This is a genomic window from Chryseobacterium panacisoli (assembly GCF_008274625.1).
In the GTDB taxonomy this organism is placed as follows: domain Bacteria; phylum Bacteroidota; class Bacteroidia; order Flavobacteriales; family Weeksellaceae; genus Chryseobacterium; species Chryseobacterium panacisoli.
Window position 1 is genome coordinate 112,933 of sequence record NZ_VTRU01000008.1, and the last position, 20,548, is coordinate 133,480.

Annotated in this window: 12 protein-coding genes; 9 read left to right on the plus strand and 3 right to left on the minus strand. The window is 36.0% G+C overall.

The features are described 5' to 3' along the window. Positions 1–94: 94 nt before the first annotated feature. Genes FW781_RS21435 through FW781_RS21445 form a run of 3 tightly spaced genes read right to left on the minus strand, consistent with a single transcriptional unit; the run spans position 95 to position 3,095 of the window. On the minus strand, positions 95–1,864 hold the full coding sequence (locus tag FW781_RS21435) for an MFS transporter (protein WP_149389288.1): 1,770 nt from the start codon (positions 1,862–1,864) through the stop codon (positions 95–97). 40 nt (positions 1,865–1,904) lie between these two features. Further along, entirely contained in the window at positions 1,905–2,633 is a 729-nt protein-coding gene (locus FW781_RS21440; RefSeq protein WP_172625780.1) for a lysophospholipid acyltransferase family protein, read from the minus strand. 3 nt (positions 2,634–2,636) lie between these two features. Continuing rightward, the gene (locus FW781_RS21445) at positions 2,637–3,095 is read right to left on the minus strand and encodes a GtrA family protein (RefSeq protein WP_149389289.1); all 459 of its coding nucleotides are present in this window, start codon (positions 3,093–3,095) and stop codon (positions 2,637–2,639) included. A 361-nt stretch (positions 3,096–3,456) separates the two neighbouring features. Between FW781_RS21445 and FW781_RS21450 the strand changes: the two genes are divergently transcribed. The 9 genes from FW781_RS21450 (at position 3,457) to FW781_RS21490 (ending at position 20,388) form a co-directional block, all read left to right on the plus strand. Further along, the gene (locus tag FW781_RS21450) at positions 3,457–3,723 is read left to right on the plus strand and encodes a hypothetical protein (RefSeq protein WP_149389290.1); all 267 of its coding nucleotides are present in this window, start codon (positions 3,457–3,459) and stop codon (positions 3,721–3,723) included. 82 nt (positions 3,724–3,805) lie between these two features. Beyond that, positions 3,806–4,657, plus strand: a complete 852-nt coding sequence (locus tag FW781_RS21455; protein WP_149389291.1) for a BadF/BadG/BcrA/BcrD ATPase family protein — start codon at positions 3,806–3,808, stop codon at positions 4,655–4,657. A gap of 16 nt (positions 4,658–4,673) precedes the next feature. Further along, the gene (locus tag FW781_RS21460) at positions 4,674–6,965 is read left to right on the plus strand and encodes an NADP-dependent malic enzyme (protein ID WP_149389292.1); all 2,292 of its coding nucleotides are present in this window, start codon (positions 4,674–4,676) and stop codon (positions 6,963–6,965) included. 226 nt (positions 6,966–7,191) lie between these two features. Next, positions 7,192–7,776: a Holliday junction branch migration protein RuvA gene (ruvA, locus tag FW781_RS21465; RefSeq protein ID WP_047383069.1), complete on the plus strand. Its 585-nt coding sequence runs from the start codon at positions 7,192–7,194 to the stop codon at positions 7,774–7,776. Positions 7,777–7,833: 57 nt separating this feature from the next. Next, positions 7,834–14,865 carry a T9SS outer membrane translocon Sov/SprA gene (gene sov / locus FW781_RS21470; RefSeq protein ID WP_149389300.1) on the plus strand — a complete coding sequence of 2,344 codons (7,032 nt, stop codon included), beginning with the start codon at positions 7,834–7,836 and terminating at the stop codon, positions 14,863–14,865. 227 nt (positions 14,866–15,092) lie between these two features. Then, entirely contained in the window at positions 15,093–15,896 is an 804-nt protein-coding gene (locus FW781_RS22715) for a cell wall anchor protein (protein ID WP_228720256.1), read from the plus strand. Then, positions 15,893–19,531, plus strand: a complete 3,639-nt coding sequence (locus FW781_RS21480) for a trypsin-like serine peptidase (protein ID WP_149389293.1) — start codon at positions 15,893–15,895, stop codon at positions 19,529–19,531. Before FW781_RS22715 ends, FW781_RS21480 begins: the two co-directional genes overlap by 4 nt. A gap of 127 nt (positions 19,532–19,658) precedes the next feature. Continuing rightward, positions 19,659–20,036, plus strand: a complete 378-nt coding sequence (gene gcvH / locus FW781_RS21485; protein ID WP_047373847.1) for a glycine cleavage system protein GcvH — start codon at positions 19,659–19,661, stop codon at positions 20,034–20,036. 25 nt (positions 20,037–20,061) lie between these two features. Next, entirely contained in the window at positions 20,062–20,388 is a 327-nt protein-coding gene (locus FW781_RS21490; protein WP_228720257.1) for a VanZ family protein, read from the plus strand. The last annotated feature ends 160 nt before the right edge of the window (positions 20,389–20,548 follow it).

Below are 20,548 nucleotides of genomic sequence, written 5' to 3' on the forward strand. Positions count from 1 at the left end.
CACTCCGGATTTTGAGCAGACATAAAACAAAAGAAATTGGGCAAGTAATACACCTGCCCAAAACCTTTTCTTTTTATATATATGTAGTTTATTTTTAGTGTGCACCTTCGGATTCTAAAACATCAACATTAATTCCCTGTCTAAATAAAGATTTTTTTGCCAGATATGCAAATAAAGTAATGTACACAAAGCAAAACACAGGAATAATGTATGAACTGTGAATACCAATAATATCAGAAAGTTTTCCCTGAAGTGGAGGAATAATACCTCCTCCCAAGATCATCATAACCAAGAATGCGGAACCTTGTGCTGTATATTTTCCTAACCCTGTTATAGCTAAGGTGAAAATTGACGGCCACATGATACTGCAGGCGAGTCCTCCAGAAAGGAATGCATAGATAGCAAAATTGCCAGTAGTAAGTAATCCCGTGATCATAGCAGCTGTTCCAAATAAACCGAAGATAATCAATGTTACAGCAGGCTTATTTTTGCTTATTAAGAATAATATAACTTGGATAGCAACACAGATCGCATAGAAATAAAGGTGTGACATATCCTTTTGTGCAAGCGTATTGATCCCGATTATAACCAAAAATGCAATAAAGGGGACTACAATTGTCGCTATGGTTTGTTGAGTCTTATTTAAGTTAAAAACAGCAATTGCACCAGTCCATCTTCCAATCATTAAGCTTCCCCAATACATAGAAATATATGGAGCAAGGTCTGAAGACTGATGTCCACCAAATTCTTTCATGCTTAAAAGTTCCCCTAGGTTACTTCCTATGGCAACTTCCACTCCTACATAAGAAAGAATTGCAATCATTCCAAGAACAAGCTGTGGATATCTCATTGCTCCCCAACCCTCAGAGTTTTTCTTTGCACTCGTATTAGCGAATACAAGACAGATGATCACAGAAAGTAATGCTCCTCCTAGATAGATCATTCTCTTTTTTTCCAATGGGTGCTTTATGGTTTCAAGCTCTGTCTTTTTATTGGTAATCTGTGTACTGAACTCTGCAATTTTTACAGCATCAGTTTCTTCTTTTATACTTTTATCAAGAACAGATATTTCATTCCCTATTCTTTCGATGTTTTTAGCCTCTTCAGAATTATAGCTGCTAAATACAGGGATAAAGAATAGAATAACAAGTATTGTCATTGCAACCAATGTTTTTCTTGCTTTTCCAGCTTTTTCCATAGGCTCAGTAGAAATACCGTCTGGAAGCTTTTTAGAAAAATAAAAGATTCCTGCTGCAATTAAAAATAGGGCTCCTACGGCTGTATAAAGCAGAATGACCTTATCAAGGGCCAAATGCTTGATCTGGTCATCGTCTACCGTAGCAGTAGTTCCAAAAAGAGCTAGTCCTACAATAATGGGCCCGATGGATGTTCCGAAAGAATTGATACCGCCTGCAAGGTTCTGTCTACTGGCTCCGGTTTTAGGATCTCCCAGTAGCACCGCAAATGGATTGGCGGCAGTCTGTTGTATTGAAAAACCTAATGCTACTACAAAAAGGCCTATAAGCATTCCGTAATACACATTACTTTTTACAGCAATAATCATAATTGCGGCCCCAATGGCAGAAAGGAGAAGTCCATAAACAATACTCTTTTTGTAACCCCATTTGCCAATAATGTCAAATCCTTTTATAGTACTGAATATGAAGAGCAGTAAGGCTCCCAGAAAATAAGCAGTATAAAAAGCAAAATCTATTAATTGAGACTGAAACTGGTCAAGAGAGAAATAGTTTTTACAGAAAGGGATGAAAATACTATTGCCGGCAGCAATAAACCCCCAGAAAAAAAATACAAGTACAAGTGTGTAAAGTGCCGGGTAATTAGTCGGTTGGTTGGTCTTTGACATATTTTATTGAAAATTTCGCAAACAAATATAGCTAATTCTTTTAAATAGAATGCTCTGTTAAAGTTTTTTTAATAACTTGGTAAGCCTCTGCCTTTAAGTCTTTTGGCGAATTGGTAGGCTCAATGATTCCATTAAAATACACCTTTACTCTTCCGGGATAGCCTTTTGAGTTTTCAAAAGGGAACATTTCCTTGAGTCCGATAAAGGTATAAACAGCGATAGGAGACTTATGTTTTGAGGACAGGATAAATGCTCCGTCTTTAAAATCATCCAGGATTATAGAAGTATCGTCCGGTACGCCGCCTTCAGGAAAAATAGCAATGCTGTTGCCTTCCTCCATCTTTTCAGCGCATCTCCGGTATACATCCGCACGGCTTTTTGCACTCGTTCTGTCTACCATTACACATATCCTTTTATAAATAGTCCCGAAAATAGGAATCTTTACCAGTTCTTTTTTCCCTACAAAACATATCGGATGATCCGGAAATAGAATGCAGGTAAGCATAATATCCATAATGGATGTATGATTGGAGATAAAAACATAAGGAATACTTTTGTCTTTCTTCTGTTCCGAAAGTTTAATGAGATCATATCTGAAACCCATTCCGTAAAACATTCCGAAACACCAGATTCTGACGAGTTTATAACCGTACTTATAATGCTTTTTGTTAAAGGATAAAATATAGACAGGGATTCCAATAGTAACTGTCAGAAAAAATGCCAACAGCAGCATCCAGAATCTCCAGAGATAATTTAAAATTTTTGTCACAGCCTAACCGTTAAAAATTACTTTCTTTTTTACCGAATAATTCAGAATGGAAACCAGCAATATTGCTGCAATTTTACTGATCATTTCCGGGCTCAAGGTATAAAAAAATAAATTGATATTATCTTTAAATATGAAACTGTAAAATACCTGGAAAAAACCAAGACTGAGTAATGTTGAAAAGAAGGAGACTACCATGAAATAAGCAAACTCTTTTTTCTTGGAGTGTTTTCCTCTTTCAAACACAAACCAGATACTCAGGAAATAATTGGTAATAATCCCGCAGCTCGTAGAAAAAATGTTGCTTAAAGGATAATGTACACCATGGAAGTTGATTTCCTTTGCAAAGAAATGCGGAAGATAGGTGCTGAAAATCTTAAAGCTGCCTATTTCTACAACGGCACTCAGCCCTCCTGCAATGATGAAGAACAGAACCTGTTTCTGGCGTAAGAGTATTTCTTTCATGTAATGAATATAAAAACTAAATATAAATACATATTGTATAAAACTGAAATGATTTATATCTCAGAATATAAAGACCTTACTGTATCCCGGCTGTTAATAACCATTTTAGAATACCAATAATGCCAAAGCTTCACAATATGAGTATGCAAATTTATAACTATATGTTAAACACTGAAAAAAGTTGTTAAAATATTTTTTTTAATTAAAATTATTTCTAATTTTAATATTCAGAATGATGTAATAATGACCTGATAATAAATTCATTTTCAACTTCTTGTGTTGATGGTTTTTTCTATCTTGTAGTGCGCGATTAAGAGCATATACCCCTACATTTTATGACCCAATTATTAATAATATTTGTATGAAAAGTCAAAACAAATACAGAAAATTCCAGCTTCAACAGAAAAATATTGAAGCTCTTGAGAAAGAAAATTCCCGCTTCAAAAGAGTGTATTCAGAATATGAAAATATGTCAGATGAATTGTGGAATCTCGAAAACTCCAAAGGAGAACCAGTGCCTGATGATTTTATCAATGCAATGGTATTACAGACTTCCTATCTGGAAGATGAAATAGAAGATTGGCTATTGCAATTCAACGAAAAAAAAACACAGATTAAACATTCATGATTTTAGACAGCTTCCAGGTTGTTTATAAACGCTAATTGAAGATAAATTCATAATTTAGCATCCTTAAATTAAAATCTAAAATATGGTTGCTATTGTAGATAGTGGTTCTACTAAATCGGATTGGGTAATACTTGATGACTTTAAGAAAGTTTTTCTGAAAACAGAAACAATCGGGTTCAATCCGAATTTTATCAACAGAGAACTTATCGCTCCTGAGATACAGAAAAATAGCAATCTGGTATCGGTTAAAAATTCAATTACCAAGGTCTTTTTTTATGGTTCCGGATGTGGTGTGAAAAAAAACTGTGAAACCATAGAAGAAGAACTCACGAAAGTTTTTGGAAAAGCAGAAATTACTGTAAAGGAAGATCTGATGGCTGCAGCCTATGCAGCATACAGTGGAAAACCTGCTATCGTATGCATTCTTGGCACAGGATCAAATTCCTGTTTTTTTGACGGCGAAAATCTGAAGATAGAATTACCTTCACTGGGATTCCTGATTGGGGATGAAGGAAGCGGCAGTGCCATTGGAAAGCAATTGGTGCGCAGGTATTTTATGAAAAAACTGCCTTCAGACCTTCACACAGAATTTGAAGCCAATTACCAGCTTACCGTAGAAGATGCATTGAAAAATATGTATCATACCCCAAGACCAAATGCATATTTGGCAAACTTCACCAAATTTGTGATCGAAAGAAAAGATCATCCTTATTTCAGGGATATGGTGTTTGAAGAAATGAAAAGTTTCTTTGAATATCAGGTTCTTCCTTATGAGGAAGCAAAAGATGCCGAGATCAATTTCATCGGTTCTATTGCTTATTATTATGAAAATATACTGCGTTCTGTAGCTACAGAACTTAATTTAAATGTGGGACATGTTGTGCAGAAACCAATTGAAAGCTTAGTAGATTACCACATTAAATATATACTTTAACAAAAAACAAAATTTTATGTCAAGTAACAACAATCGTGACGAAAAGAACTTTAGCCAGGCCGCGCTAGATTATCATAAAGCAGAACCCAAAGGAAAAATTGAAGTGATCCCATCAAAGCCGCACTCTTCTCAGAGAGACCTTTCACTGGCTTATTCTCCGGGAGTAGCTGTTCCTTGTATGGAAATTCATGATAAACCGGAAACTGTGTATGATTATACAGGGAAAGGAAACCTGGTAGCAGTAATTTCTAACGGTACTGCGGTACTTGGACTGGGAGATATCGGTGCTGAAGCTTCAAAACCGGTAATGGAAGGGAAAGGACTTTTGTTCAAGATCTTTGCAGATATCAACGTATTTGATATTGAGATCGATGAAAAAGATCCGGATAAATTTATTGAAATCGTAAAAGGTATTGCTCCCACTTTCGGAGGGATCAACCTTGAGGATATTAAAGCTCCTGAAGCTTTTTATATAGAACAAAGACTGAAAGAAGAATTGAATATTCCTTTGATGCATGACGACCAGCACGGAACCGCTATTATCTCAGCAGCAGCATTGATCAACTCTCTGCAGATTGCCAATAAAGATATAGATAAAGTGAAAATGGTAGTCAATGGAGCAGGTGCGGCAGCTATTGCATGTACCAAGCTTTATATTTCATTAGGATTGAAAAAAGAAAACGTCCTGATGTGTGACAGTAAGGGGGTTATCAATCATAAAAGAGAAAACCTTACGCCTGAAAAATTAGATTTCATTGCTCAGACAGATATTGAAACATTAGAGGATGCTGTAAAAGGATCTGATGTTTTCGTAGGATTGTCTAAAGGAAATGTAATGACTCCGGAAATGTTATTAAGCATGAACGAAAATCCTATCGTATTTGCTCTGGCTAATCCTGATCCTGAAATTGCTTATGATCTTGCTCTTGAAACTCGTAAAGATGTAATCATGGCAACGGGAAGAAGTGATTATCCTAACCAGGTAAACAACGTATTAGGATTCCCTTATATTTTCCGTGGAGCATTGGATGTACAGTCTACAGGAATTAATGAAGAAATGAAACTGGCTGCCGTACACGCGATTGCTGATTTAGCAAAAGAACCGGTACCGGAAGCTGTAATTTTAGCATACAACGTTCAGAATCTGCAATTCGGAAGAGATTACTTCATTCCGAAGCCGTTTGACAACAGACTGATCACAAAAGTATCAAGCGCTGTAGCGAAAGCAGCTATTGAAAGTGGTGTTGCCAGAAAAACCATTACGGATTTTGAAGAATACGAGCACCAGCTTTTAGACAGAATGGGAAGAGATGAGAGATTGGTAAGAATGATGCAGAGCCGTGCCAAATCCAATCCGAAAAGAATTACCCTTGGAAATGCTGAAGAATATAACGTATTGAAAGCAGCTCAAATTCTTTATGAAGAAGGAATTGCTTTTCCAAGTCTTCTGGGAGATAAAAAATACATCAAGGAGCAGATGGAACGTTACGGAATTACACTGGATGTTCCAATCATTGATCCAAGTGATGACGATCAGAAAGAAAACAGAAAAAAATATAGAGAAACCCTTTGGAAACTTCGTCAGAGAAAAGGAATGAACGAGTACAAAGCGAAGAGATATGTTCGTCAGAGAGATTATTTCGGACCTCTTATGCTGAAACATGGTGATACCGATGGTCTTATCGTAGGATTCTCTAAAAACTATACTTCAGTTTTACGTCCTGTTTTGGAAGTTATTGAAAAAGATAAAGGAGTAGACAAAGTTGCGGCAATGATGATGATCCTGTCTGAAAAGAAACCTATTTTCTTCGCAGATACTTCCATCAATCAGAATCCTACCTCTGAAGATCTTGTGAATATTGCTAAAATGGCAGAATTTACAGTAAAATCTTTTGCTATAGAACCAAGAATTGCAATGCTTGGGTTTGAAAACTTTGCTGCCATTTCTGAAACTTCCAAGAAAGTGGCTAAAGCAGTGAGCATCCTTCATGAGAAATACCCTAAAATGATCGTAGATGGTGAGATTCAGCCGGATTTTGCAATGAATGCAGACCACCTGAGCGATTATCCATTCTCAAAATTAGGAACAACACCAGCCAATACCTTTATTTTCCCTAACCTGGAAAGTGCCAACCTTTCTTACAAAATTATAAGAGGAATGAAAGTAGCGCAGGTTATCGGACCTATCTTAATGGGATTAAAACAGCCGGTACACGTTCTTCAAATGCGTTCAAGCGTAGATGAGATCGTCAACCTTGCTACAATTGCGGTTCTTGATGCTCAAAGAAGAGAAAAGAAATCAATCTGAAAATTAAATCATAATTAGTAATCACTAACCTCTGATTAGATTTTCTTATTAAAAATGACACTTTAAACCCTGTAGATATAATAAAAGACTCCATATTTTGGAGTCTTTTGCTTTTATGTTAATTCATTGAATTCTTATTTGAAATTTAAGTTAAAAATCATTCGCACGTTAAATGAAAACATTAATTAGTTTAAATTGCTATATTTGGGAGTTTTAAAAATTAATAATGATATTTTCTTTACAAGGCAATGTTCAAGAACTTACGCCTACCTACGCAGTTATCAATGTACAAGGAGTTGGTTACTACGTGGGAATCAGTTTGATGACTTCACAGACGCTGGTTTTAAATCAGCAAACTTTCTTATTTATACAGCAGATCATCCGTGAAGATGCTCATCTTCTCTTTGGATTTAACACACGTTCAGAAAAAGAAATGTTCAATCTGTTAATAAGCGTTAATGGAGTGGGGGCTGTTTCAGCATTGATTCTGCTGTCAACATTGAGCCTTGATGAGATTGCTTCTGCAATACTTTCCGGAAACAGCGCACTGATTCAAAAAGCAAAAGGAATTGGTGCGAAAACTGCTGAAAGAATTATCGTAGATCTTAAAGATAAAGTACAGAAATACAGCGATCCAAACGCGAACATTTCTGTGATGGTAGATAATAAAATTAAGGAAGAATCGTTATCTGCATTAGAAGTTTTAGGGATTCCTAAACGAGCAAGCGAGAAGATTGCGGATAGAATTATAAAACAAAATCCAAGCATCTCGGTAGAAGAATTGGTTAAACAAATCTTAAAAAACATTTAACATTTGGTGGCAAATAGTAAGCATCTTAACATATTTTTGTTCCTGTCGTTCCTGTGTATGTCTGTCAGCGCTTTTGCGCAGGTACAAAAAGACACGGCAATTATAAGAAAACAATATGAAGTGGCTGACCCTACGAGGTATGAAGCCTATTACGATATAAAAACCGGGATGTACTATGTGTATCCCAAAATCGGAAATACCATAACAGGCCCTCCCACAGCCATGTCTCCGCAAGAATATAAAGAATATATGCTTGCCACCCAGACAAAAGCTTATTACAAGGAGAAATCTGATAAATACAACCTTCTTTTCAGAAGGGACAGATCTGATGCAAGAAAGAAGGGACTTATCCCTTCATTGTTGATTAATAACAGACTGTTCGAAACGATTTTCGGAGGTAATAAAATAGAAATCATTCCCTCAGGGTATGCATCCCTGGATTTTGCAGGACTGTATCAGAAGATAGATAACCCGATGATCCTGCCACAAAACAGGACAAGTTTCACTTTTGATATTGATCAGAGAATTCAGTTGGGATTATTGGGTAAAGTAGGTGAAAACCTTCAGTTAAAGGCCAATTATGATACCCAGAGTGGTTTTGCCTTTGAAAACAGAATGAATCTTGTTTGGCAGGCAAAAGGAAGCTGGAAAGATCTTCAAAGTAAAGGTCTTGGAAATGTTGATAAACCCAACGAAGGAGGAGAAGATAAAATCATCAAAAGAGTTGAATTTGGTAACGTAAATATGCCGCTTTCAACCAGTTTGATCCGCGGTTCACAATCGCTGTTTGGGGTGAAGACAGAATTTCAGCTTGGAAAAACATTTGGAACGGTTGTCCTTTCCCAACAGCAGGGAGAAGCCCGTAATATTGTAGTGCAGGGTGGCGGTGTTATGAATAATTTTAAAGTCAACGCTATTGACTATGAAGAAAATCAGCACTACTTTTTAGGACATTATTTCCTGAACAAGTATGATGATGCGTTACTTAATTATCCACAGATCAATTCAACCATCAATATTACCAGAATGGAAGTATGGGTATTGGATCAGGGAAACAGTAATCTGGCTTACCAGAAGAGTATTATCGGGATAAGAGATTTGGGAGAAGCCGCAGGGGGAATTACTTTGCCGGATAACTCTCTGAATGGATTATATGATGAGGTGTCAACAGTAGCCGGAACAAGAGAAGCAGGGAAAAATTACAATGCTCTTTTTCAAGGGCATGTCTTCACGGGAACACCTACTCCCTACAATAACGGAGAAGAATTTGTTCTTGCTACAAAAGCGAGAAAGCTGAATGCTAATGAATTTACCTTTCAACCGCAATTAGGATATATCTCCTTAAATCAAAAGCTTAATGACCAGCAGCTTTTAGCTGTTTCCTATTCATATACTGTTAACGGAAGCAATAAAATCTACAAAGTAGGGGAGTTTTCTGAAGAAAGCCCAGTGTTGATCACCAAAGTACTGAGAGTAAACAATAAGGTGAACACTCAATCTCCGATGTGGGATTTGATGATGAAGAATATCTATTCTATAGATGCAGGACAGGTTGCTCCTGATGGCTTTATTCTCAACGTATATTACAGAGATCCAAAGACAGGAGGTAAGGTAAACTACCTTCCGGATACTCCTGTAAAAGATCAGAATTTGTTGAAGTTATTCAACTGGGATCGTCTCAACATGAACGGTGATATCCAGAACAATAAAGACGGAAGTAAAGGAGACGGTATTTTCGACTTTGTCAATGGGATTACGATAAGACCGGAAACGGGAAGAGTGATTTTTACCAAAGTACAGCCTTTCGGTAAATTTCTGGAAGCAAAATTAGGTACAAGTGATCCTCAATATGTATTTCAGGATCTTTATACCAAACAAAAACAACAAGCGTCAGCCAGTAACCTTTCACAGAGGTATACAATGGAAGGCCGTTATAAAGGTGTTCAGGGTCAGGGTATATCTTTAGGTGCAGTAAACGTTCCTCAGGGATCAGTAAAAGTAGCTGCAAATGGAGTACAGCTTACAGAAGGTGTAGACTATACGGTAGATTATATGTTGGGGACTGTTACCATCATCAATGAAAATGTAAAGCAGTCCGGACAGGCGATCAATATCTCATTAGAAAACCAATTGACATTTAATACCCAAAGAAAAAGATTCTTAGGATTAAATTTAGAAAGAAGATTCAGTGAAAACTTTATCTTAGGAGGAACAGTGATCAATTATTCAGAGTCTCCACTTACCCAAAAAGTAAACTTCGGACAGGAAGCGGTAAATAATACCATGGCAGGGATCAACTTGATGTACAACAATCAGGCTCCTTATCTGACAAGGCTTACCAATAAACTTCCGATGGTAAAAACAGAAGCGCCATCCAACTTAAACTTCAAGATGGAAGCTGCATATCTGATGCCAGGGTTGAATAAAGGAACCAATAACCAGTCTTACATTGACGATTTTGAACAAACAACGTCTAAAATATCATTAAAAGAACCAGCAGCATGGAGCTTAGCTTCAAAACCGGAAAAAAATACATTGCCACCATTTAATACAATACCAGGAAATGATGATATAACAAGTGGATATGGAAGAGGACTATTAACATGGTATAATATCGACCCTAGATTCTGGGGTGTTGGAGGAAAAGCACCTGCAGGAATTACACCGCAGTCTGTATCCAACCACGCTTCCAGAAGAGTACAATATTCTGAAATATACAACAACAGAGATTTTGTAGCGGGAGAACAAACTTTTACGAATACTTTCGATATTTCATATTTCCCTAAAGAAAAAGGACCTTACAACGTAAATCCGGTAACAGAACAGGCACAAAGCAGATGGGCGGGGATTATGCGATCCATCAGCGTTCCGAACTTTGTTACTTCAAACATTGAATATGTGGAATTCTGGATGATGGATCCATACGCAGATGGTAAAACACTGGGTACTGATCCAAAACTTTTACTTCACTTAGGAAACGTTTCTGAAGATGTATTGAAGGACGGGAAAATGCAGTATGAAAACGGGCTGCCAACTCCAGGTACACCCTCTTCTACTACAAATTCAAACTGGGGGATACAGCCAAAACAACCGCCAATTTTATATGCATTCTCCACAGAAGGAGATGACAGAAGAGTACAGGATGCCGGATATGATGGTCTTACTTCTGATCAGGAAGCCATGAGATTCGGAAATACTTTTGTAAACCCGGTAACCAATATTGCTGACCCTGCAGTGGATGATTTCGTATTCTATCTTTCTGATAAATTTACAGGAAGCCAGGCTGCTTCAGTGGTGGAGCGATACAAGTATTTCAGAAACCCGGAAGGAAATTCAGAAGCAAACTCACTGAACGTAGCTTCACAAACTCCGGATGCCGAAGATATCAATAAAGATTACAACCTTGATCAGACTGAAAACTATAATCAGTATGTGATCAAGCTTGATCAGCCAAGTTTAGCATTGGGAGGAAACAATATAGTAGATGTAAAAACAGTAAAAGCAACTTTCCAGAACGGGCAGTCTGCAGATGTGAAATGGTACCTGTTTAGAATTCCTGTAGCAAATTATGATAAAGCTGAAGGAACACACGAAGATGAAGTATTAAATAACGTAAGATTTGCAAGATTGATGCTTGCAGGATTTGATCAGACCTCTACTCTGAGATTCGGAACAATGGATCTTGTAAGATCAGACTGGAGAAAGTATACTAGTAACATTGCCAGCACAAATATCCCAGGTTCAGGAGAGGGTGTAGGCGTTGTTACAGACCCGAATTTTGAGGTAGGAAGCGTGAATATTGAAGAGAATGCATTGAATCAACCTCCTTATGTATTGCCTCCGGGAATTGACAGACAGGTATTAAGCGGAAACGCAGGGGCACAAAGACAAAATGAAGCTTCACTTTACATGAAGGTAACAGACCTTAAAACTGAGGCAAGAGGAGTGTTCAAAAATACGACTTTGGATATGAGAAGATATAAAAAGCTGAAGTTGTTTGTACATGCTCACGATCCATCCAATGTTATTACTGGAATTGATGAGAAAACAAAATTCTTTATTCGTTTCGGAAGCGATGCTACCGATAACTATTATGAGTATGAATCATCTTTAAAAATGACCCCTACTACAGCGACGGCTCCAATGGAGATCTGGCCACTGGAAAATGAGGTCGATTTTGATGTTCAGAACTTTGTAGATGCTAAAATCAGAAGAGATAAATCAGGGGTTGCAATTACTAATAGAACAGTCGATCTGGGATATCAGGAACCTTATAAAAATATTTATATCAAAGGTAGACCAAGCTTAGGAAATATAACCACCATTATGATAGGGGTGAGGAATTCTGACCCAAGAGGAGCTTCCACTATAACAAGGGTTCTTTGGGTAAACGAAATCCGTCTTTCTGAAATTGAAAATGATGGAGGGTATGCAGGAAATGCCAGCTTAAACTTCAATATGGGAGATCTGGCAACAGTGAATGCCAATGCTTCGTATACATCAGTAGGTTTCGGAAATATAGATTCAAAACCTGCGGAAAGAACACAATCTACTCAGTCGGCATTCAGTATCAATACCGCAATCAATGTAGATAAATTCCTTCCTGAAAAAACAGGGGTGAAAATTCCTTTAAACTATTCTTACTCGCAGACGATTGAAGATCCGAAATATAATCCTCTGGATACTGACGTAGAATTCAGTAAGGCACCCAACAGGGAGCAGTTGAAAAAAGTGGCGAGAACGTATACTCAACAGAGAAGTATAGGGGTTGTGAATATGCATAAAGAGAGAGTAAATCCAAATAAAAAGCCTAAGTTCTATGACATCGAAAACGTTTCGGTAACGGCTGTTTATAACGATGATTATTTCAGAGATATCTATACCAAGAGAAATTACAGACAGTATCTGAGAGGATATGTTGATTATAACTACACGTTTAAGCCGTGGGTAATCAAACCTTTCAATAAAATGATCAGTGATACCGCGAAGTCTACGAAATATTTAAGATGGGTGAAAGAATTCAATTTTAATCCGATTCCTACAAGAATATCTTTCAGAACTGAAATCGACAGAAATTACAACGAGCTTGAGTTCAGAAATGTGGAAGCTATCCTTAATGGTGACATGAACAGTAATTTCGATGCGATCAGAAACAGAAATTTCTTCTTTGGATGGCAGTATGGATTAGGATTCAATTTCACGAAATCATTAAAACTGGAAATAAATTCTGCAACCAGAACTCTTAATGACAATCTGGATGTAAATTCAATGGATAACAAATCGATCTTCGGGAATGTATTCAGAGCCGGAAGACCGGTATTGTATAACCACAGAGCACAGTTGAACTACAAACTGCCGTTCCAGTATTTACCTTATCTGGATTTCATTGATGCAGAAGTAGGATATGGATTTACCTATAACTGGGCGGCGAGATCTACTTCTTTGACTGGATTTGTAGATCCTAATACGAATCAGACTGCAAGTTTAGGATCTGTAGGACAGAATACCAATGTTATCCAGGCAACAGCCTCAGCGGATCTTCCGAAGTTCTTTGGTCAGTTTAACTATTTCAAAAATATAAATGCCAAACTTCAGAAGCGCAGACAGGAGATGGACTCTCTGAACAATGTGTATACTAAGCAATGGGAGAAAAACAGATACAGATACAAAAAGTATAAGTTTAAAAATAAACTGACTCCACTTCAAAGTGCAGCATTCTTCCTTACCTCTTTCAAACAGTTGAACGTAAGTTATAACGAAACAAACGGAACAGTACTTCCGGGACTAATATCAGCTCCAAACTGGTATGGATACGGACAGACTTTGGGAGGGCCAACACTAGGGTTCCTTTTAGGATCACAGGCGGATATCAGGAGAACAGTAATGGAAAACGGATGGGTAAGTGGTTCCAACTATATGACAGATCCATATGTAAGAATGTCTACCAAAGAATTGAGAGCAGACTTACAGATGATGCCAATGAACGATTTAAGAGTTGATCTTAATGTGTTACATACTTTTAATAGTAACTTCTCACACACAGGATTCAACTATACCAATGGTGGGGTTCCTGATACAGATTTTACATTTGCCAGTGAAATGATAACCTATTCCAACTCTGCAGTACTTCTTAACACATCATTTAAAGATGGACAGGCAGTTTATCAGGCAATCAGAGAAAATGCAAGAGCACTTTCACAACAGTTGGGAGGCCCGGGAGCGGTATTGGACAACAATGGATTTGCTCCGCATTACAGTATTGGAAATGCTTATGTATTGATCCCTGCATTTAGAGCAGCTATGGAAGGAAAATCTGTGACACCAATGACAAATCCTAAAAAAGCAGGTTTCCCGTTACCCAACTGGAGAATTACGTATTCGGGATTAAAAAATATTCCTATAATCAGTGGACAGTTCACCAAGTTTGATATTTTACACGGTTATACGGCAACATATACAGCAACAGGCATCCAAAGCAATGTAGATTATCACGGTAACCCGAATGGATATTACCAGACAGTGGATGATGCAGGAAATGTAATTAAAAACGCTGGGGACAAAATCAATCCATATACATTTGCACAGGTAGGATATGTAGAATCTTTCTCTCCGCTTATTGGGGTTGATGTTACCATGAGAAATAATATGCAGTTTGGAATACAGTATAACAAAACAAGAATGATGGTGTTGGGATTAGTCAATCAGACGCTTACTGAAGATGCCAATACGGAATATGTAGTAAGACTTGGATATATTGTCAGAAACTTCAGATTGGGAACAGCCAATATCAGAGGAAGAGGAACAAGAGGAAAAGGAAGTGATCTTAACATCAGAGGAGATATTTCATTAAGAGACAGCAAGACTTCCATTATGAATATCCTGTTAAATGATGCCCAGGTTACAGGAGGACAAAGACTGATGAACATCAAACTTTCCGCAGACTACAATGTTTCCGAAAACCTGAACCTGAGAGTATTCTATGAACAGATGACCTCAAAGTATAAGATCTCCACAGCATTCCCGCTGTCTACAGTGAGAGCAGGTATTTCTGCCACATTTACATTCGGAGATTCCGGAGGCGGATTCTAAAATAATAAACTCATAAAAACAATATCCCTTTCTTTTAGAAAGGGATATTGTTTTTATATTATAATATAAGTTTTTAATACGACATGTTTTGTCGCTTTTGTGAAATATTTTTGTATAAAATTAATTAAAAATCAGCAATTATAGGAAAGAGTTATTATAATTCTTTTAATTGTGATTTAGCTGGTTTTAAAATGTTAAATTTGCACTTAAAAATCAAATTATAATTTATGAAAACACAATTATTTTCAATTGCATTACTAGTATCATCATTTACATTTGCCCAAACTTGGAATACCACGGGAAATTCAGGGACTAATCCGTCCAATAATTTCATTGGGACTACGGATAATCAACCTTTGGTTTTGAAATCTAATAATATTGAGAGCATCCGAATTAAGGCTAATGGGAATGTGGGAATAGGAGTTACTAGTCCCGATGCAAAATTGCATGTAGCTCAGGATAATATAAATAACCAAAATTTGGTTCTAGGAAAGTTTACATCTTTCGGGCCAACCGGGGGGAGCGCTATAGTCAGTTTAGCATATAATAGTACTGCTGCTAATCTGGAAGTAAATTCTACCTACGCAGGCAATGGCTTCAGATACGGAACTTATGGTGACTTTAATATTGAAAATGAAATTACAACCCCGGATTTTGGAGCGATTAATTTTATCACAAACAAGAAAGTACAACTTGCCATTAAACCTAATGGAAATGCTTTATTACAGGGCAAATTTGAAGCTAAAGAATTAAAGGTAACACTAACCCCTACTGCTGATTTTGTATTTGATGAAAATTATAATCTACCAGCATTAGAAAATATTGAGAAGCATATCAAAGAAAAAAAGCACCTACCCGAAATTGCTTCGGCAAAAGAAATGGAAAAAGAAGGAGTGAATGTAGGGGAATTCCAGATTAAGCTTTTACAAAAGATTGAAGAATTAACCCTTTATGTGATTGAACAAAATAAGCAATTGAAGAAGCAGGCAGAAGAAATTGAAGAATTGAAAAAATCAAATAAAAGCAAATGATGAAATATTTAATTATAGTTTTTTTATTCTGCTTGAATTTTGTAAAATCTCAAGTAGGGGATAACGGATACCCATTTTTATATGAAAAACTAGTTTCCGAACGACGTATTACAACCAGAGAAGAATATAAGAACGCTCTCGGTGAGGCTATTCCTTTGTTACAGCTTAAACAGAATATTAAAACTTTTGGAACAGAGGGAATAAATAATCAGCAAATCATAGATGAGGTTTCTGGTTTGAAAGATGAAGTTTATGTAAACCAAAATATTTACGGTAAAGCTGTTTATAAAGAAATTAATATTGCAAATGATAGCAATAGGATTGAGTACGATGGAAGATATTATTATTTATATAAGATTAAGTCTTCAGATGCTAAAGCACTACAAATCTATTTTAAGAAATATCTTTTACCAGAAGATAGTAAGCTTTTCCTATATGCAGAAAATGGATTTATATTAGGAGAGTTTAACAATAAAAATAATCCGGATGCCACGAACAAAGGATTAGAATTTGGAACACAGCCTATACCTGGAAATACATTTTATATTGAACTTTCTTATCCTATAAATAGTAACAATAAACCTTCGTTAGTTACGGAGAAAATTATTCACTCCTTTACAGATTTTTATGGGGGCGAATATGGCACAGCAGGCAATTGTCATAAGAATATTGCATGTGTGTTTGCAGTAGATAATAAATCAAGAAATATAAAATCTGTTGGTTTAATGCTATATCCGATATATCAGTGGGGAACTAATACACACAAATATTCGGCAAGTTGTTCTGGGAACTTAATGAACAATACTGCGCAAAATGGAGAACCTTATTTTTTGACAGCTGCACATTGCATAGGATATGAAGCTGCCAATAATAATATAAACTGGAGTAAAGAATTAATCACTTTATTTAATTACGAAGCGTTAAATTGTACAAGTACTGGTGCTGATGCTCCAGCTGCATTATCTAATAATTCTGTTTTTGGATCTACCTTGCTGACTCAAAGTCCTGCTACTTCTTTAGATTATGCCTTAATATTATTGAATGGAACACCAGCTGACTTGGCTAAATATAAAATTTGTTATGCAGGCTGGGATAACAATCCTAACGCATATTCGGTAAATCCTACAAATGCATATTCAGTACATCATCCTAAAGGTGACGCGAAAAAAATATCTATGGTTCAGGAATTAAATCCTGTTATGAATAATGTACCTATACTACAATCTGGATTATTGGGCTATTATGGAGTTCCTTGGCCCACAAATTTGTTAGGAACATTCTTACAAAACTCATGGAGGAATGGTATTGTAGAGAAAGGTTCCTCTGGATCTCCATTGTTTAACAGTTCTGATAGATTAATAGGATCTCTATCAACAGGTCCTAACCCTAACTATTTTAATTGTAATAATACGGATATTTATAGTAATAAATGGTTTACTTATTATTCAAGATTTTCTAATAATTATTATACCCTGTCCCCATGGCTGAACCCTAGCGGAATAAATGTACAATCTATAGGACCATATTGCCCATCTGGAGCTTATAGCATTCAAGTTGGTGCGCCCGCTATTTTTGATCCGGGAGGAGGAACTCAGCCCACAAATTGGGAAGACGAGCCTATTGATCTAAACGGAGAAAGAGTTCTTCCAGCCAATACATGGGGTAAAAAAATGTATTTAAGAGAAAATAATGGATCTCATAATTCCCTGCAAGAGGTTGATACAAATTTTTATTATTATAAATCAGTCATGTCTGCAAACCAAAATACATTTGCCATAAGTGAAAATTTATATAATATATACTATTTTAATATAAATGATTTTTTATCTAAGTTCCAGCTTTGGGGAATATATAAGATAGTTGATTGTAATAAAATTAAATATATAAAACCTGCAAAAATAACGATACAAAATCCAGGAACGGTTGGCCAAATTCATGATTGTATAATAGATGTTGTAGGAGTTACTAATGATAGAGTTCATATTCTTATTGAAGTTTGGAGAAGGAATGCTGCATTTGACTTGTATAAAACATACGAACTTCAGTCTTTTAAAATAGTAAATAATGAACTTGTATTTGAAAATTATAAAACACTTTTTAATGATCAGCTGAATTTTAATATTTCAAAATATTATGATTTTGATAGTGGGCATTTGATGTTATCTGCAAGTCACAATTCAAATTCTGTAAATAAAATATATTCATGTTTTTATAATGAGCAAAATGGTACCTGGTCAATGGATGCCAATCCAATACCAAATGGAACTTCCAATGTATTTACAAAAATTGTAGGGGATAAAGTTTTTATACAACCATCAGGACAAAATAAAATTGATATTTATAGTCTTGTTTCAAATTCACCTGCTTTTAGTTTGAAGGCATCATTGTCAAATCAATTTTTATCTGCTCCTGGAACAAACGGAGGAAGTGATCCTCTATTTGTATTAAAAAAATCAGATGACGCATATAATATTGTCTACAAAAATACCAATGGTATTGGATTTTATGAACTTATGCAAGTCAGTTTATCAGGAAATTCAGCTACCTCTTCTCATATTACAATGCCGGCAGATTTTAAATATGTATATGGTTCAGCATCTAATTTTATCATGAAAGATAATGAGATTATTAAATTAACTAGAGTGGGATGGACATCAACTGCGACTACCGAATATGGAAATCACTATTATCAGAATTTTATAAAAGATGGAGGTGGAAATTGGATAAAGGACAAAAATTTCCCACTTAAATGGAAAGATATTGGAGCATTTGACAACAAATATATAATCAGTTCTGATGATTATTATAATATTAGTGCTGGTCCAAAGCGTAGAATGTTTAGTATTAGAGAAGTCGATTATCTAGCGCATCCATATATTAGATATAATGATAATGTATTTTATCCAGCAGCTTATCATCGTCCAAAAAAATTGGATAATTACAATTTTAGCGCGGGTGTTGTTGTTAATGGAAGAGAAGAGTTTAGAAATTTAGCTGGGACCAACTTGAACATGTTTTTTTACAGGTCTTTTAACTTTGGATATGATTTTAATACCACCACACATGATGCCAAAACTGTAATTTTAGATGATAAAACACAAAAGTTGACAGGTTATAAGAGTGTGACTATACACGGGAAATATTCTGTTGTAATGAAACCAGGCTTTAGTGTTTCTGCTACTTCCGGGATAGAATTTACGGCAAAAGCACAAGCTCCTCTGCCTGCAGATATTCCTGAATGCTCTCTTACATTTGATGATATGCTTAATCCCAAAACTACAGAAACACCAAATGAAACGCTATACCTTAAGCAGACTATAGGGAAATTTGGAAATAAACCATATTATGGAGAAATTGTATTAAATGATGGTAACTTAAACCAGGAGTTTATTATTGATAGGACAGTGAAACTATATCCAAACCCTACCAAAGACATCCTGAATATTGATTTTAATGGTAAAAAATTCAAGACACTAGAAGTATATTCTATAGATGCTAAAAAGATAATAACGAAAGAAGTGTTATTACTTAATACTACTGAGGTCAATTTATCTCAATATCCTGCAGGTATCTATATGGTAACACTTATAGACTCAACAGGCAAAAGCTATCCTAGTAAGATCATTAAAAAATAATCTTTTTCTTTAAATCGCTGCACTAGCAGCGATTTTTTATTTTCATTCGAAATTTCTTCAAGTTACTTATTTATGCTTTGAACCTTTTAGAATTTTGAATACATTTGTACAAAATAAAAATTAAAAAATGAACACACCATCAGAATTAAAGTACACCAAAGATCACGAATGGATCAAGATCGAAGGTAACGTTGCTACAATCGGTATTACAGACTTCGCTCAGGGAGAACTTGGAGACATCGTATACGTAGACATAGATACTGTAGATGATGATCTTAATGGAGGAGATGTTTTCGGAAGTGTAGAAGCGGTAAAGACTGTTTCAGATCTATTCTTACCTATTGCTGGAAAGGTTATTGAGTTCAATTCAGAATTAGAAGCTCAGCCTGAACTGTTAAATACAGATCCTTATGGAGACGGATGGATTATCAAATTGGAAATTGCTGATGGGGCAGATCAGTCTGAGTTACTTTCTGCAGATGACTACAAAGCTATCATTGGATAAGATTTCAAAAATATTTAGTAAGATATTGCCCATTTATTGGGCATTTCTTACTTATATGCTTCTCAAACCCGGAGAAGAGAACCATGAATATTGGTTCATGTTCAGTGGTATTGATAAAATTTTACATCTAAGTATATTCGCAGCTTTAGGTTTCTCTTTCATTGCTGCATTTCCCAAAATAAAATTCTCATATTTTTTTCAGATCATCCTTATCTATGCATTCCTTACCGAAATTCTGCAGGAAGAAATGGGGTTGGGCAGATCTATGGAAACATTGGATATTGTAGCAGATACTATAGGATGTCTATTGGGATACTATATATATAAGCTATTAGTCAAGCGTTTCTTTTAACTTTACTCTTAGAAAAGAGTAACACTCATTCCCAGACTTTTTCCTCTACACAAACTCTTTGCTCCAACTCTTCAACTTTAATTAGGAGCATTTTCCTGCTATCCATTCATACTCCTCGCGCCCGTGCTTTCCCACATCCAACCCGATTCCTTTCAAAGAC

Coding starts and splice junctions, on each gene's coding strand:
- FW781_RS21435 (WP_149389288.1), bottom strand. CDS start 1,864: ATGTCAAAGACCAACCAACCGACTAATTACCCGGCACTTTACACACTT.
- FW781_RS21445 (WP_149389289.1), bottom strand. CDS start 3,095: ATGAAAGAAATACTCTTACGCCAGAAACAGGTTCTGTTCTTCATCATT.
- FW781_RS21450 (WP_149389290.1), top strand. CDS start 3,457: ATGAAAAGTCAAAACAAATACAGAAAATTCCAGCTTCAACAGAAAAAT.
- FW781_RS21455 (WP_149389291.1), top strand. CDS start 3,806: ATGGTTGCTATTGTAGATAGTGGTTCTACTAAATCGGATTGGGTAATA.
- FW781_RS21460 (WP_149389292.1), top strand. CDS start 4,674: ATGTCAAGTAACAACAATCGTGACGAAAAGAACTTTAGCCAGGCCGCG.
- ruvA (WP_047383069.1), top strand. CDS start 7,192: ATGATATTTTCTTTACAAGGCAATGTTCAAGAACTTACGCCTACCTAC.
- sov (WP_149389300.1), top strand. CDS start 7,834: ATGTCTGTCAGCGCTTTTGCGCAGGTACAAAAAGACACGGCAATTATA.
- FW781_RS22715 (WP_228720256.1), top strand. CDS start 15,093: ATGAAAACACAATTATTTTCAATTGCATTACTAGTATCATCATTTACA.
- FW781_RS21480 (WP_149389293.1), top strand. CDS start 15,893: ATGATGAAATATTTAATTATAGTTTTTTTATTCTGCTTGAATTTTGTA.
- gcvH (WP_047373847.1), top strand. CDS start 19,659: ATGAACACACCATCAGAATTAAAGTACACCAAAGATCACGAATGGATC.